Raw genomic sequence first — 15,910 nt, 5'->3', positions numbered from 1 at the left:
TTGAAATGACGAACCCATCGGCAATTGCTATCAACACGCAATTCTTAGCAACAAATCGACTAACCGATTGGCTGGATCGCATCAAACTGGAAGTAGCCGTTTGCATGCAAAATTTCACTCAGCCGAAAACCAGGTGTAATTCCCACGCCTGACAACCAAGTGCCGCTGGAGAAAACCGAGGGTGCTTCGGTCTGGTAATCATCCCCATCGATTTCGATCCGGTCGATTCGCACATTGGAATCAATCCCGTTTTCGCTATCAAAGAAATCATTGACAAAATTCACGCGAATGTCCGCTGCCGCCACCGCTCCTTCGCTCTGGTAGACCAGTTCAATGTAATTGCGAGCCGCGTAGTCTCCAATCACCGTGCCGTTGTCGCCCAAGTCATAGGTCGCAACGACCACACCCGCGATTTCGAGTTCGATAATCTCACTGGCGGTCGTTCCCGTGGCAAAGATGGAGATTTGAGTCGTCTCGGATGTCAAACCATTGCTAGCGTTCGGCGTGCCACCGAGCTGTTGGCTGGCTGCCCAATTCGATGCATCACTGTTGTCCAAACTGGGATCCCGCAGGGCCAATGTAAATCCATCGCCATCGGGTTCCGTCGGCCAAGGACTTGAATCGTCATAAGAAACTTGGTCGATCACATTCGCATTTTCGTCCAGCAATGTGATCGCTTCGCCACCGCCACTGAGTCCGCCATCGTATTGGCGACCGACAACAATATTGCCTTCGGTTTGAGCACGGAATTGAGCGTCGTTGTCAGTAAAGACCATGAAGTCACCCGCCAGGATCACTGTCCCAGGTGCGATCGCTAGATCGACTCCGTCGATACTCCAGCCCGACAGATCTACAGCTTGGCTCGAAGCGTTGTAGAGCTCCAAGAACTCTGCGTCATCACCGGCCGGGTTGTAGTGCAATTCGTTGATGACAATGCTGGGAGCATCAACCGAATTGCCCGGCAAGCGTGATTCTTCAGCAAAAACACTGCGTCTCAGATCAATGTTTTGTTGCCAATCGTTGACGAAGTAGTCCGACCGAAAAATATTGTCGCGTCCCCAGGCTTCCAATTCCAAATCGGAGTTGGTTTCACCGATTTCGGCCACCAATTCGGCGCGGCGATTGATCAGGTAATCGGTCGACAGATACGTATCAACCAGTGTTTGCAGTCGCTGCCAATACATGTCTTGTATTTCTGGGATTTCCCAAACGGAATCCAAGAACGCATTGCCGATCGCTTCGGGAGTGGTCAGCGGAAGCCCGCCGCCGAAATCATAAGAATCACGCCACGTCAAATCCAAGTCCCATTCAACGAGTGACCAGCGTCCCGTATCAGCATCGCGGCCAACGTAAAAGTTGTGCGCCGACTGATCGTAGTGCCTCATCAGCGAACCGAGGGCCATATGGTTGATCGTCGCAGGGATATCCACGTTGTCGTAGACCCACTGCGTTTTTTCCGCTGACGACTCCGAATTTACGATCTCACGCAGAGCATTGATGTTGGTAAGGTCTTCATCGCCCGGCTCTTTCTTGTCAAAGCCATTGTTGCTTTGGAAGGCGCCATCTTCGGCTTGATAGAACTCGGCTCCTTCATCTCCAAATCCATTCGCATCACGCCAAGTGCCGTCGTACAACTCTTGGAAACGGTAGTTGCCGTAGAAATCACCATTTTGTTCGACGCGTGTAAAGAACGTGGACGTTTGCGACTCCGTTTCTGCATTGAAAATCTCCCACGAGATCTGAGCGCTCGTGACGGACCAATCGGCGAAGTCCGCCACCAATCCGAACTCGTCGACGGGCTGCGTTGCGTTATCGCCCAGATCTAGCTCGTAACCTTTGGGCAGTTCAATCTTGAATCCTTTCTTGTCAAAGAACCGCGAAGCACTACCACGAATACGCACCTCAGCATTGTCAATCACTTGATCACCAAACGCGATCACGGTTGGGATTTTGGTATTCGTTTCAAACAGATCCGTCATCAATTCATCGAACTGAGCGGGATCGACAAACCACTGAAATACGGGCAAGGAGTTGTTTGCCAGATCCGGATCGTCAACGACGACGCCCAGATAATTAATGGTGTCGCCTTCAAACGGAGCGGTCGCTACATCCGAATCGATTCGGTAGCGAACCAGAGTTCCCGCTTCTTGGCCTGGAACCGTGGCTTGCCAAACATCACCACCCGAGTTCGTCATCTGAACTGTCTGGTCTTCGCCAAACATGACCTTGAAAGTTAGCGTTGCAAACGATGCATCAGGGATCGTCACCGAAATCGTGAATGCTTGATTGGGCTGCGGCTTTCCGGGCGTCAACGTGATGTTCGTCACATCGGAAATCACGCCGTCGCTAAAGACCGAATTTTGCGCCGCTGGCGTAGGATCGGTATTTGACGCACGCCAGCTACTGGAATCATTATTGTCGAAGGATGGATTGACCAGTTCCAACGAAGGTCCGTTTCCGTCAGGTGCCCCCGGCCAAGGCGCGTCATCCGTGTAAGTCACTTCATCGATCACCGTGACACCGTCGGCTGCGATCAACTGAATGGTCTCGCCTCCACCGGAAATGCCACCATCAGCAAACTCGGCGATCGGGGTGACGCCCCAAGTGGACTGTGCCAGCGATATCGACGGAGCGACGATCGCATATTGTCCTGCCGCCAGAGTCGTTCCTTCGGCAAACGTCAGGTCAAAACCAGTGAACGAGACCCCCGAGAGATCAAAGTCCTGATCGCCAGGGTTGTACAGTTCAATGAACTCCGCATCCCCATCCACCACGCCATCGGGCCCTGGGTTGTAGTGAATTTCATTGATGATCGCGAAAGCCCCTTCCTGAGGCGGCGTATCGCCACTGGCATACTGAAAGTACCCATTGCCCGCCAGAGTTTCACTGTTTTGGAATCCATCGACGAATCCAACATCCGAAACCCATACGCCACTGGAGAACACGTTGTCGGCTTCCGTTTCGAAAGTGACGCCATCGATATTGATGCTGTCGACGATCAAATTGCGGTCGATTCCGTTGGCCGGATCGTAGGCGTCGTTGGTAAACAGGACACGGACATCATCCGCACTGACTCCGTCAACGCCGTAGGTGAACGTTTGAAAATTTCGATTCGACGCATCACCACCAACGTTGTTGAACGTGGCAACCGTTGCACCATCGATCTGCAGCAACATTTGCTCTTGGCCCGTCTGGCCGGCCGCGCGAATCGTGATCGGCATCACGGACTGATAGGAATTGCGTGTTGCAAAATCAAATGCCAAACCCGCTTCAATGGATCCGACTTGACGTTCCAAATCCCAGTCAGCACCGTCGCTAGCAGCGCCGGTCTTGTCCGTCGACGCAGCAACATCGGCTCCGCTGAGCTGAGCGATCTGCTGGATCAACCCCAAACCGCTCGCATCGGCGGCCGTTTCACAACCGTAAATCAAGATGTCCGCATCGGACGTCAACGCCCGGGACCAGCTTTGGATTTGACCGGCGTGCTGCTGAACGACACTTTGATCGACGACACCATTGCCAAGTTGGATTTGCCCGGACTGGCCGTGAGCGATGATGTGAACACTGCTGACGTTGGTCCGCTGAGACAATGCGTCGGTGATCTGGCTGAGCCCACTTTGGTCTGCGCCCAGCAGAATTAGCTCGTGCCCGTCATTCAGCCCGGCAACCAAATGATCGATGTCGTCAACGGCTGCGTCGATGAAGACAACCTGGGACGCGGACGTCGTGGCTTGTGGCGTCGCATCCGCTTGGCTGGCCACGCTCTGACCGGTCGCACTCTGCTGGCCAGTGGAATGGGATGCCACTTCACAAGCCACTGCACCACAATCGGCCGCCAACATGATCCGCTGTTCCAGAGAAGCTAGGCTCCAATTTAAATCACGGCGTCTCAGGTCACGGCGGCGTCGATTTGACTGCTCGTGTGATTTGGCAACTTTTAATCCACTCCGACGTGAACTCAACATTTCGGACCTCTCTACGTGCGATTGACTTGGCAATTTTCGTGCGTAGAAGTGTAATCGGGTTCGATTCACGCGTTCAAAAAAGAAGGCGGTCCGCAGCAGCAAATTGATCTAACCACGATTTTACGGCGAATATCACCGCGTTAAGTCCATATTCGCCTCGCTTGACACTGAAGTTAACGGCAGCGAATGTTCAGCATGTCCCCGATTTGGCCAAGAGATCCCGCCAAAGCCTGGCGGGATCGTATGTCGCCACGAATCCATTATCCGATCGCGACGGTCTCTTTGGGAGCACCTTCGATCGCGTCGATCGCAATTGGCATCAGCTCAGGTGAATCCTGCAAGAAGGTTTCGACCCGCGAACGGGGGTCATCAAACCAATGGTTGTACGCCGCCGCAAACAAACCGACGAACTCGTAGTCACAAGATTTCAAGGCCCGCATAAAGGCACGTTGTACCGATGGCATAATGAACTCGGGAATCGAATCCAAAGTGCTCAGCGCGTAGATGGCCGCGAACACGTTGTGCTTAAAATGACTATCCAGCATCTCGTCAGTCGACTGGATCGTTGAATCGTCTAGTTTGCCCAACGAAGTCACGGCGCACAGTGATTTGGCTCGCACTTCGTCGTCGCGATCATTGACCAACGAACGTAGTTCGTCCGCAACAACGTCGGAATCGACTCGCATCCGTTCGGCCGCCGCGATCGAGTGCAACACAATCGCACGGTTGTTGCTGCGCAACGACTGCACGAGGGATGACTCTTGGTCGCTCGGCAGGTCAGCGTCGCCGATCAATCGCCCCAATGCGATCACCTGGGTCGACGGCATAGCATTGCGAGAACGTTTCCACCAATCGGTTTGGTCGATCGACGTGATTGCCTGCGACGCGGTCGATATTTGAAAAAACGAATCCTTTGTTTTGTTCAGATACTTCAGTGCCACCCGCATCGGACGTTTGATTTCGCTATTTAGATCGCTTGCCCATGACGGTGCCGAATCACTTCGCACCCAAGCAGCCATCGCGTTGGCGTATGCCAGCGAAGGGATATTCAGAAACGGTCGCGGTGCCGCTCCCCACTGGGTCGAATCCCAATGCAGACCAGTCTTCTTGACGAACGCGATGCCGCTTCGCAAAGTCCCCAGTCCCGTCGCAATGACTGCCAAGTCCACCCACTCGGGATAGTGCGGAAGTTCAAACTGACTTTGGTAGAGCAGGTCGTTCACCACGCCATTGACCAGAGCAGCCGCGACCAACTGCGGGTCACTTTGGAGATCGCCCTCCAAGTTAATGCTGCGACTTCGTGCATCGTATGTGCCCGGCAGACCGCCGGGACCTTCGCAAGATCCGCCCCCTCAGCCGCCGCCGCCACACTGGCCGGCTTGCTGCAAGACAGGTGTGACCTGAATCGCATTGACGTCGTACGACAAATGTTCGCCGGCCAACTGAATGATCTCTTGCGGCGTCGATTTGCTCAAAAACGCTTCGCGATCGAGCACAGGAAGCGTCAACCGTTCGGCGCCGATGGCTTCGGCGATGGTCTGCAAATGAAACTCGATGCGCGCCTTTTCGCCGTCGCTCAAGTTGGGCTTTGGTTTAAAAAACACGCTGTAGATTCCAAAGTTGGTTGGTTAAAAGAAAGCGAATTGCCGCTCAGGTGGTGCCAAGACTACAAAAACCAAGCCTTCAGGGCAGCGCCGATTCGATTCTGCCAGCAAACAGCCCAGCAACCAGCCCAGCAACCGACGAACCACCTCGCAGGACTCACAGCTTCTTCGCCAGTTGCCCCCGGCAGCCCCCAAACGCAGTGCAAAGCGAAATCGCAGCACCGCGGGACTACGGTATTTGTCTCGCTTTTGCTAACCTCACGGAGGACCATCCACCCCCATCATGCCAAAACTCTTCGTGCCCACCCCCCAATCCGATCTTCCCAAATTCGATCTCATAGCCGCTTGTGCCTTTGGGCTGGAAGCCGTCGTCAAGCGTGAGCTAGCCGCTCTGAATATCGAAGCTACGATCGGCGAATCCGGCCGCGTTCACTTTCGTGGCGACCATGAAACGATCTGCCTCGCCAATCTCTGGCTACGCACAGCCGACCGCGTGCTGATCCGCATTGCCGAGTTTCCCGCACCCGATTTCGATGCCCTCTTTGACACGATCAAAGAACTGAACTGGAGCGAGATCCTGCCCGCCGACGCTGCGTTTCCGGTCACCGGCCGCAGTGTCAAATCGCAGCTGACCAGCGTGCCCGCCGTCCAGCGAACTGTCAAACGCGCGATCGTTGACGCGCTGCAGCGAGATCACAACACCACGACACTTCCCGAAACCGGTGCGGAACAAAAGATCGACATCGCGCTGTTGAAAGACACCGCCACGCTGACGATGGACACGACCGGCCGCAGTCTTCATCGCCGCGGTTATCGAACGGACATCTCCGCCGCACCGCTGAAGGAAACCCTCGCGGCGGCGATGGTGTTGCTCAGTTTTTGGCGTGCTGGCAAACCGCTCATCGACCCGTTCTGTGGTAGTGGAACCATTCCGATCGAAGCCGCTCGGATCGGTCGCAATATGGCTCCGGGTTTGATCCGTGATTTTGCCGCGGAATCCTGGCCGTCGTTTCCTGACGAGATCTGGCAATCGGCGCGCGAAGCAGCCAAGAGCGCCGAACTGCCTGCACTCGAAGAACGCATCATCGGCAGCGACGTCGACTACCGCGTGCTACGCGCTGCTCGTGACAATGCGGCGCGTGCTGGTGTCGCCGACGACATTCATTTCCAAGACGCTTCGATGGAGAACGTCACCAGCAAACGACGCTTTGGATGCTTGATCACCAACCCGCCTTACGGTCGACGTATCAGTGGCCGCAATGTCTACACCGGACAAGAAAACCGTGATTGGGAATTAGACGAACTCTACCGCAGCATTCCCGAAGTCCTGCGTCACTTGCCAACGTGGTCACACTACTTTTTGACCGCCTACCCGATGTTCGAAAAAACGATGGGCCGCCAAGCCGATCGCCGTCGCAAACTTTACAACGGCCGCATCGAATGCACGTACTACCAGTTCCACGGCCCCAAACCGCTAGTCGAATCGACGGTCAAAGCCACTGACGACTCAGACGAAAACGAAGCAAACGTAAAAGTCGCGGTCAAACCAAAAGCCAAGCCTTATGTGCACGCCGTCGGCTCGGCCGCGTTTGGCCACTTGGACGACAAAGCTCTCCATCAAGCGGACCTGTTCAAAGCCAGACTTACCAACCGAGCCCGTCACCTGCGCAAGTGGCCCACAAAGCGTGGCATCACTTGCTTTCGGCTTTACGAACGCGACGTGCCAGAAATCCCGCTGGTGGTCGATCGCTACGAAAACTACTTACATATCACCGAATACGAACGGCCGCACGAACGCGACCCGTCGCAGCACGCCAGTTGGCTGGAACTGATGGCAAAGACAGCTGGCGAGACCTTGGAGATCCCTCAAGAAAACGTGTACATGAAAACACGCGCGCGGCAACGGGGATCGACGCAACACGAAAAAGTCGACCAACAACGCACCGAGTACATCATCAACGAAGGTGGCTTAAAATTTCTGATCAATCCAAGCGACTATGTCGACACCGGTTTCTTTTTGGATCATCGCGTCACCCGGCAGATGGTTCGTGATGCGAGTGAAAAGAAGAGCTTCTTGAATCTATTCGCTTACACGGGATCATTCAGCGTCTATGCCGCCGCCGGGGGCGCCCGCCGAACGACCACCGTCGACTTGTCCAAAAACTATCTGGCTTGGGCACAACGAAATATGAAACTGAATGGTTTCGTGGGTGAAGAACATCGCTACATCGCCGCCGACGTCACGCAGTTCATCGGCGAACACCAGCCGGGCGAAATGTACGATGTCGTTTTGCTGGATCCGCCAACGTTTTCCAACAGCAAGCGAACCGAAGAAGACTGGAACGTCCAAACCGATTGTGTTCCGTTGCTCAATCAGCTGATGCCATTGGTACGCAAAGGCGGAATCGTGTTCTTTTCCAACAACTTCAGGCGTTTCAAATTCGCCCCCGAATCGGTCCCCGCCACCCAAATCCACGAGATCAGCAAGCAGACCGTCCCCGAGGATTTTCGCAATAAACGCATCCACCGTTGCTGGCGGATTGTGAAATAGCCGCAAAACCTTTGCGCTCATTTCTTAGCGTTTACCTCTTGCACTGACGAAACCCTTGCCGCTAAATTCTTAGCGGTAATGGTTTTCTGTTTTGCACGGCCTTCACGGGGACGCACGATGACTAACTTGGCGACGCTGTCGCGACGAGAGCGGCAGATCATGTCGATTATCTTTTCGCTCAAGAAAGCAACCGTACACGAGATCTGCGAGCGGCTTGATGGCAGCCCGACTCCGATGGCAGTCCGCCGGATGCTGGCAATCTTGACCGAAAAAGGCCACTTAAAACGCGAAAAGTCTGGCCGCGAATTTGTGTATCTGGCCAAACAATCCAAGTCGGTCGCAGGCGTCAAAGCCCTACGTGATGTCTTGGAAACGTTCTTCGAAGGCTCCATCGGATCCGCGTTGGCGACTCATTTGGATCGACCAGGTAGCAAACTAACCGAGGACGATGTCGAACATCTGGAGTCACTGATCAACCGCCTGCGCGATGAGGAGACACAGTCATGAAGTGGACACTCAACAACGAAACCGTTGGCGACGCGACAAGTGCATGGGCAATGTGGATCATCGAATTCACACTATGCGGCACGATCCTGATGATGCTGATTTTCGTCGTCGGCTGGCTACTACGACACCGTAGCGCAACGATGAAACATGCGTGGTATACGACCGGGCAGATCGGCTTGCTGACGTTGCCAGTGTTGCTTTTGACACTGCAACCATGGACGATCGCGCCCGTTCCGCGTGTCTTGATGGCCTCTGGCAAGGCCGAAACCCTACGCGTATTCAGCGGAAATCCGCAGCCGATCGCACACGACGATGTCACAGCCGACGTCGATTTTCACCGCGAGACATTGGCCAACGATTTCAAAGCGTCGTTCAAAATCCCTGTGCCTGCAAACTCGAACGCGAACGTGCAGGCAAAATCTGGATCCCTGCTGACCGCCACACAACTGGAGCCAACACGACGAACTGCAAACGTGAATTGGAAAACGACGTTGATCATCCTTTGGCTACTGGGCGTCGCAACATGTCTGCTGCGTTTGATCGGATCGGCAACCTGGCTTTTCTCGCTGCGACCAACACATTTAAGCCCTGGCGATTGTGCACGTATCTTGACGAAATCGGCGAGTCGTCAATTAGAAGACCAAGGCGCAACAGTCGCCTTGGTGGAACGCGAGATCATGCCGATGGCAGTGGGAATCTGGAAGAAGCGAATCGTGCTTCCGCAATCGGCCATGCAGCTTGATTCAAACGCACGCGATGCAATCGTGTTGCACGAACTGGGACACCTATCACGCCGTGACCCTCTCTGGCATTTGATCGCTGAATTGTCGCGAGCATTTTTCTGGTTTCACCCTTTGCACTGGATTGTCGTCCATCAGTGCGCAGTAAATCGCGAACAAGCCTGCGACGACTTGGTGCTTCGTGGCGGGTTTGCCCCGCACCAATACGCCCACGGGCTTCTGCATGCGGTCGCCACCTACTGTCCGGTCCCACGGCAGTGCGTCGGTGTTGCCATGGCCAATCGAAAACCCATCGAAAATCGAATTCGCAGCGTCATGAATCCCCAGCAAAACCGCCAGCCGCTCAGTCGCAACTTCACGATGCTAGCGATCGCGGTCACGCTCTGCTCGTGTATTGCCCTCAGTGTTGTACGTGCCGCCGATCCGCCGGTCACATCATCGCCTGAAAATCCCGACGCAACCATTCAAGACACGGAGCCTACACAATCAACTCCTCCACAATCGGCAGAACTCGCTCCTCAGACGCCGAAAAACCAACCGTTGCCATCGACACCAGACGGTAAATCGCCTGTCGAAACGCTGGAAGTCCCGGCTGCAAACCCTAAACCTGTGGTTGAAACGGTTAGCCAGGCGCCCAAAGAGAAAACGCTCAGTGGTCGCGTCTTGAATGAACAAGGCGAAACCATCGCAGGAGCCAGAATCCTTCACAACTGGTTCGACAACGGTAAAACCAGATCAATCCAAGAGACCGCCAATCGTCTCGGCGAATTCTCAATCACTTACCCTAGCCAAGACACTTCGTTTGAGTATTTCATGACATGGATCTCCGGCGGGCAAGATTCAAACCAATCGATTGCAATGTCTCCCGTGTTCGGAGACTCAACTTCGATTGCCAATGCCGACATTAGACTGCCCAAAGGCGACAAAGTAGCCGTACGTGTGTTAAGCCCAGAGGGCCTGCCTGTAGCAGGAGCAATGGTTTACCCGGAGTCGATGGATGTCTTACGAATGCAGCAAGGCCCTCGTGGCGAGATGATCGAAGGGAAGTCGATGTTCTCAGCGCCGATCCCCGCATCATGGGTTGAGTCACTTTCGGTACGCACCAATCACAACGGCGAAGCGACCCTGACCAGCTTTCAACAAACGCATTTTGACCACGTCATCGTGCAGTCTGATAAGTTTGGACAACAGAAATTTTATGTGCGCAAAACCAGCCAGGAGCTTCGGTTGTCTCCAGTCGGTTCGATTCGCGGCAACGTTGTCTACGATCATCCTGATCAGATCGCGGGTCAAACGGTTTTCATTCGCGGCGTTCATTTTGATGGCGGTGGAAAAGGGATGGCCAAAGTCGAACTCAACGACAAAGGTGAATTTCATATCCACGCGTTTGCTGCACAGAAAATCCACTGCATAATGTACTGGGATAATAAACTACCGATGCACCCAGTGGCCGATCGGATGATGACGGTCAAGGAAAACGAAGAACTGCAGCTCACCATTTCCACAGTGCCCGCCGTCAAAGTGCGCGGCGAAGTGCTGACGAGTGATTCGAAGCAACCGGTTGCGGGGGCTCGGGTCTTTTTGAATTGCTTGCGCAGTCCTCTAAACGGCTCAACCACAAAAACGGATGCTGATGGCCGGTTCGAGCTTTACGTCGCTCCGGGCAAAGCGATCCGGCAGGTCACATCAATGGGTTCGGATCGCTCGTTTTACAAAGACTACGACTATCCGCGCATGCCCATGATTGAGATTCCCGACGGTGCCGACTTCACACTGCCGACGTTCTATTTCACGCCCAAACAAGTCGTCAGCGGATTGGTCCGGGACCGCCAGGGAAAACCAGTCGCGGGAAAAACAATTGCGTTTCACAACGGGACCAGTAGACGATCTCTCACCGCCACGACGGACGCTCACGGTCGATTCACGGAGCAAGCACGCAATTGGAATTTGATTCACTCCGAGTCAAGGATTTCCAAAGACTATGGCTGGTCGATCGGGAACAACGTTTCGGGCGATAGCGAACATTCGGACAATATCCCAACCAACGAATCGTTCACGCCTTTGAACGTCCTAAGAAATCTGCCAACTGACATGCTGCTAGAACTGCCATAACAAAGCACCCTGAACCCCAATTAAAGGGACGCGAAGACTTGATCAAATGGCGATTGATTCCCCGATTTCCGCCAGTGCGGTCCCTTGGGACAGACGCTCAGACCGCAAAAACGCCTGATTCAAGCGAAAACGGCCCGTAGGCCTTGTCCAAAACACGCTATTTAGCGTATCTTTCGTGGCCCGGGAGGCTGTACTTTGCCAGCCGACAATACCCCCCAGACTTAAGAGATAAGACCGATGAAAGAGGGAATCCACCCGAATTACCAAGACACGACCGTGACCTGCGGTTGTGGCAACACGTTTCAAACTCGCAGCGTCAAAGACGAGCTGCGAATCGATATTTGTAACGACTGCCACCCGTTCTACACCGGCAAACTGAAGTTTGTTGACACGGCCGGTCGTATTGATAAGTTCCAAAAGAAGTTCGCCGCTGGTACCTACGGCAGCCTTCAAAAGAAAAAACCAGCCAAGAAGAAGAGCAAGTAGCGCTCTCATTTCTTCGCAAACGAATCAGCCGCATGGGAAACCCCCATGCGGCTTTTTTAGTAGTCCCGCGGCGCCGCTGGCGGAACAAAAGCAACGTCAGTCGCTTTGACTGATCTTCAAACGACGTCGACTGATAGACCCAATGCCCGCCAGCGACGTCGCGTGACTACGAAAGTACACGGGCTACTGTGACATCTCTCCCGCGACCGGTAAACTTCAAGCACTATGAGCACCATTCGCGATACCCTGGAAGAAAAGCTCTCTCGTTTCGAGAAGCTTGAAAGCGACATGTCCAACCCCGAAGTCTTGGCAGACGGGGCGCGGATGAGCGCGACTGCGCGCGAGCACGGCGGACTAGCCAAAGTCGCGACCAAGTATCGCGAATTCAAACGGCTAACCGACGAGATCCACGGTTGCCAGGAGATGGCCGAAGCCGCGGATGATTCCGAAGAACGCGACATGGCCGAAGCCGAAATGGCCGAACTTCGCGAACAACGCGAAACGCTTTGGGAAGACCTACTTTCACTGACCGTTGGCGGCGAAGACAGCCACCGAACTCGTTGCGTGATGGAAATCCGAGCCGGTGCGGGCGGCGACGAAGCCGCTTTGTTTGCCCGCGACTTGTTTGAGATGTACCGGCGGTACGCCGAAGCCAAAGGCTGGAAGACAGAGATAATGGACATGAACGCCACCGAGATGGGTGGTTTCAAGGAAATCACGCTGACACTCGAAGGCGAAAGCGTCTACCGCGACTTGGCCTACGAATCGGGCGGACACCGCGTGCAACGTGTGCCCGAAACGGAGACCCAGGGCCGCGTCCATACGTCCGCGGCCACCGTCGCGGTCATGCCGGAACCCGAAGACATCGAAATTGACCTGAAACCTGACGACTATCGAAAAGACTTTTACGGAGCATCCGGACCGGGCGGACAACACGTCAACAAAACCGACTCCGCATGCCGACTGACTCACCACGAAACCGGAATCGTGGTGCAATGCCAAGACGAAAAGAGCCAACACAAAAACTTGGCCAAAGCACTGCGGGTACTCAAGGCTCGTATCTACGAAAAGAAACGCGAAGAAGAAGCCGCCAAGCAGGCCGAACAACGCAAAGGCTTGATTGGATCGGGTGATCGCAGCCAACGGATTCGCACCTACAACTTTCCGCAAAACCGTCTGACCGATCACCGCATCAACCTGACGCTTTACAAACTTGATCAAATCATCACCGGCGATGTTCAAGCCGTGACTGATGCCTTGATCGAATACGATCGCGATCAACTTCGCGGCGACATGGTCGACTAACGAATCGCGACTTCGATTCTTGCCGTAGTGGATCTTGCCAAAGATCCTTGCACCGACGGATCATTGGCAAGATCCACTACCATCTACCTTGCTTACCAACACCATGTCCGACACCGAGGAAGAAGCGTGGACAGTCTTGCGACTGTTGGAGTGGACGACGGATTTCTTCAAGAAACGCGGCAGCCCGTCGGCCCGACTCGACGCCGAAGTGCTACTGGCGCATGCCAGAGACTGCGAACGAATCCAGCTCTATACCTCGTTTGCTGAAATTCCCACCGAAGAAGAAAAGGTCGCTTTCCGCGAAATGGTTCGCCGCCGCGGCGAGGGCATGCCGGTGGCCCAACTGGTCGGCTACAAAGAATTTTACTCGCTGAAGTTTCGCGTGACCGAACACGTCTTGATCCCGCGTCCCGAAACCGAACACTTGGTCATCGAAGCACTCGATTGCGCCAAGTTGATCAACAAAACCGATGCGCCGCTACAGATCGCTGACGTAGGCACAGGCAGCGGTGCAATCGCGATCGCTTTGGCCGTCGCGTTGCCCAACGCCCAATTTACGGCGATCGATCAAAGCAGCGAAGCACTGAAAATCGCAACCTGGAACGCCGAAAAACACAAAGTCGATTCACGAATTCGCTTCATCGAAAGCGACTTGCTGGCTGAAGTCCAATCGCCCGCAAAGTTCGACATCATCTGCAGCAACCCACCGTACGTCAGCGAAGCTGAATACGAAGATCTCCTACCCAGCGTTCGCGATTTTGAGCCGCGCCAAGCTCTGGTATCGGGTCCCGACGGAACCGAAATCATCAAGCGTTTGCTAGGGGAATCGTACGATCGGCTCAATCCCGGCGGCCGGCTGATCATCGAACTAAGCCCGATGATCGCGGAAGCCTGCGCCGAACTGGTCGGCCAAATTTCGGAGCTCGAAGACCTGCGTTTCATCAAAGACCTCGCGGGTCATAAGCGGATTCTCTCAATCGCTCGAAAGCACTAAGCAGACTCCGCTTTGCCGCTCGCTCGTGAAAATCCCCCGGGCTTTAACGAGCACGGGCTTTATCAAGCACCGGCTTGGTCAAGAAACCGTAAGTGGACGGCACGAAACATTGCCGGCGGCACAAGAGATTGCCAGCGGCACGGGGAATTGCACCTGCTGCCTGTTTGCATTTTCAACGCGCGCCGCGACGCTTCAATTTCAGCGTGATGGCTTGGCTCTGCCCAGCTTGCAATTGCACTTCGCTGCCCTTCGTATCGATTTGGTGCCTGACAGGTGCGAACTGGTCGCCTGCCCCAATTCGGTAAACTCCTGCGAGCAAAAAGAGTTGTATCTGCCCGTCGGCATCCGTGCGAGGCCGTTCGACGGACGAAATATTGGGCGGCTTCCAACTTCGCCAAGCGTAACTGCCGGTGTAGTCACCACCTTTGACCCAAATGTCGACACCTTCGAGTGGCCTGCCAGTCGGATCACTCAGGACCGTAATCTGGAGTGTCGCTACGCGTTCCAACCGGATCGTTAGCGGGTTGCCATTGGTATCTCCACTGATCCGATGAACGATTCTGCCTTCTCTCGCGTGCCGTGAATAGTATGGTGTCCCATACTCAGTGCGATAACCGACTTTGTACTCGCCTGGGGGAAGAAGCACTTCGATCTGGCCGTTCGCGTCCGTCGTTTCCGATTGATGAGCGTCATCACCCGAGACATTGACGAAAACGTTTTTGGCCGGCTTCCCCGTATCGTCGTAGAGAACCGTGATCCGACTTCGCTGCCTTTTGCGAAACTCAATCGTCATGCCGTCAAACAAAATTGCACGCCCCAAATGTGCAACGTTCCTTGGTTCTGACGTCGCTGCATAGACCTGCCGTTTGGCAAACCCTGGCGGCGTAACGTACATGCGGTAGTGCGTCTCGGCTCTCGCATTGTCGAAAGCAAATCGTCCTTCACGATCAGTCGTCCGCATCCGCATGTCCGCGGGAATCACGCGAGAAAGATACAGCGCCGTAAAGTCTTCGCTCCCGACGTATGTGTCGCCTTCCACTTCGCCGTCGTACCCATCAACTGAGACCGATTGGGCATTGAACAAAACGACCCTTGTTCCCGCGATAGGGACGCCATCTTCATCAATGACACGTCCGCTCAGTTTCGCTGGCGTTCGGAAAATCAGATCTTGGCGAATAGGCTGGCCCCCCACGAACTCCGTGGGATTGTCGCGTTCGCCGACTCCAAGACGTCGATCCGGATAGTACCAACGCTGACCACGCCAAGTGGTGCTGTATCCCTTGGCCGCCCCGAAAACTTCAAACACACCATAATCTTCGCTGCCGCGACGATCAGACTGCTGCACAGGCAGACTGACGTTCGCGAAACGATAGTTGCCCTGAGCATCAGTGGTCGTCTCGCCAAGCAATTGTTGTCGAAATCGCACGCTGGCCAGATAGATCGTTGCGTCCTCGATCGGTTCACCATCCGCGTTCGTTGCCGAGCCGATGACCGTGATCGGCTCGTAAAAAACGGCCGCGCCTTTGTTGCCTGCAGGCTGACCACGCAGTTGAGTTAAAAACGGGGCAGGGGAGAGCACACTCAGAAAACCCAACACCAATCCGAAAACCGATCGTTTATCCACTTCATTCCTCCTCATCGTGCCT

10 protein-coding genes are annotated in these 15,910 nt (G+C 54.6%); 6 read left to right on the top strand and 4 right to left on the bottom strand.

Annotated features, from left to right (window positions below):
* Positions 1–59: 59 nt before the first annotated feature.
* The 3 genes from K239x_RS04200 to K239x_RS28245 all read right to left on the bottom strand — a co-directional run bounded on the left by K239x_RS04200 (position 60) and on the right by K239x_RS28245 (position 5,569).
* Positions 60–3,965 (bottom strand): DUF4347 domain-containing protein, encoded by a 3,906-nt coding sequence (locus K239x_RS04200; RefSeq protein ID WP_145416398.1) that lies wholly within the window; start codon positions 3,963–3,965, stop codon positions 60–62.
* A 260-nt stretch (positions 3,966–4,225) separates the two neighbouring features.
* Positions 4,226–5,248 (bottom strand): hypothetical protein, encoded by a 1,023-nt coding sequence (locus K239x_RS04195; protein ID WP_419189654.1) that lies wholly within the window; start codon positions 5,246–5,248, stop codon positions 4,226–4,228.
* Positions 5,249–5,317: 69 nt separating this feature from the next.
* On the bottom strand, positions 5,318–5,569 hold the full coding sequence (locus K239x_RS28245) for a hypothetical protein (protein ID WP_419189653.1): 252 nt from the start codon (positions 5,567–5,569) through the stop codon (positions 5,318–5,320).
* Positions 5,570–5,852: 283 nt separating this feature from the next.
* Between K239x_RS28245 and rlmKL the strand changes: the two genes are divergently transcribed.
* From rlmKL to prmC, 6 genes are all read left to right on the top strand, one after another.
* Complete coding sequence (gene rlmKL / locus K239x_RS04190) at positions 5,853–8,120, top strand: bifunctional 23S rRNA (guanine(2069)-N(7))-methyltransferase RlmK/23S rRNA (guanine(2445)-N(2))-methyltransferase RlmL (RefSeq protein WP_145416397.1); 2,268 nt, start codon at positions 5,853–5,855, stop codon at positions 8,118–8,120.
* 117 nt (positions 8,121–8,237) lie between these two features.
* Complete coding sequence (locus K239x_RS04185; protein WP_419189652.1) at positions 8,238–8,627, top strand: BlaI/MecI/CopY family transcriptional regulator; 390 nt, start codon at positions 8,238–8,240, stop codon at positions 8,625–8,627.
* Positions 8,624–11,479 carry a M56 family metallopeptidase gene (locus K239x_RS04180; protein ID WP_145416395.1) on the top strand — a complete coding sequence of 952 codons (2,856 nt, stop codon included), beginning with the start codon at positions 8,624–8,626 and terminating at the stop codon, positions 11,477–11,479. Before K239x_RS04185 ends, K239x_RS04180 begins: the two co-directional genes overlap by 4 nt.
* 237 nt (positions 11,480–11,716) lie before the next feature.
* On the top strand, positions 11,717–11,965 hold the full coding sequence (rpmE, locus tag K239x_RS04175; protein WP_145416394.1) for a 50S ribosomal protein L31: 249 nt from the start codon (positions 11,717–11,719) through the stop codon (positions 11,963–11,965).
* Between the two features lie 225 nt (positions 11,966–12,190).
* Complete coding sequence (gene prfA / locus K239x_RS04170) at positions 12,191–13,270, top strand: peptide chain release factor 1 (RefSeq protein WP_145416393.1); 1,080 nt, start codon at positions 12,191–12,193, stop codon at positions 13,268–13,270.
* A gap of 103 nt (positions 13,271–13,373) precedes the next feature.
* Positions 13,374–14,264, top strand: a complete 891-nt coding sequence (gene prmC / locus K239x_RS04165) for a peptide chain release factor N(5)-glutamine methyltransferase (RefSeq protein ID WP_145416392.1) — start codon at positions 13,374–13,376, stop codon at positions 14,262–14,264.
* Between the two features lie 172 nt (positions 14,265–14,436).
* Here the strand turns inward: prmC and K239x_RS04160 are convergent, their stop codons facing one another.
* Positions 14,437–15,888, bottom strand: coding sequence for an MSCRAMM family protein (locus tag K239x_RS04160; RefSeq protein WP_145416391.1), 1,452 nt, complete (start codon positions 15,886–15,888; stop codon positions 14,437–14,439).
* Positions 15,889–15,910: the final 22 nt, after the last annotated feature.

The organism is Stieleria marina (assembly GCA_007741555.1).
Taxonomy (GTDB): domain Bacteria; phylum Planctomycetota; class Planctomycetia; order Pirellulales; family Pirellulaceae; genus K23-9.
This window is presented reverse-complemented; position numbering and strand designations above follow the sequence as displayed.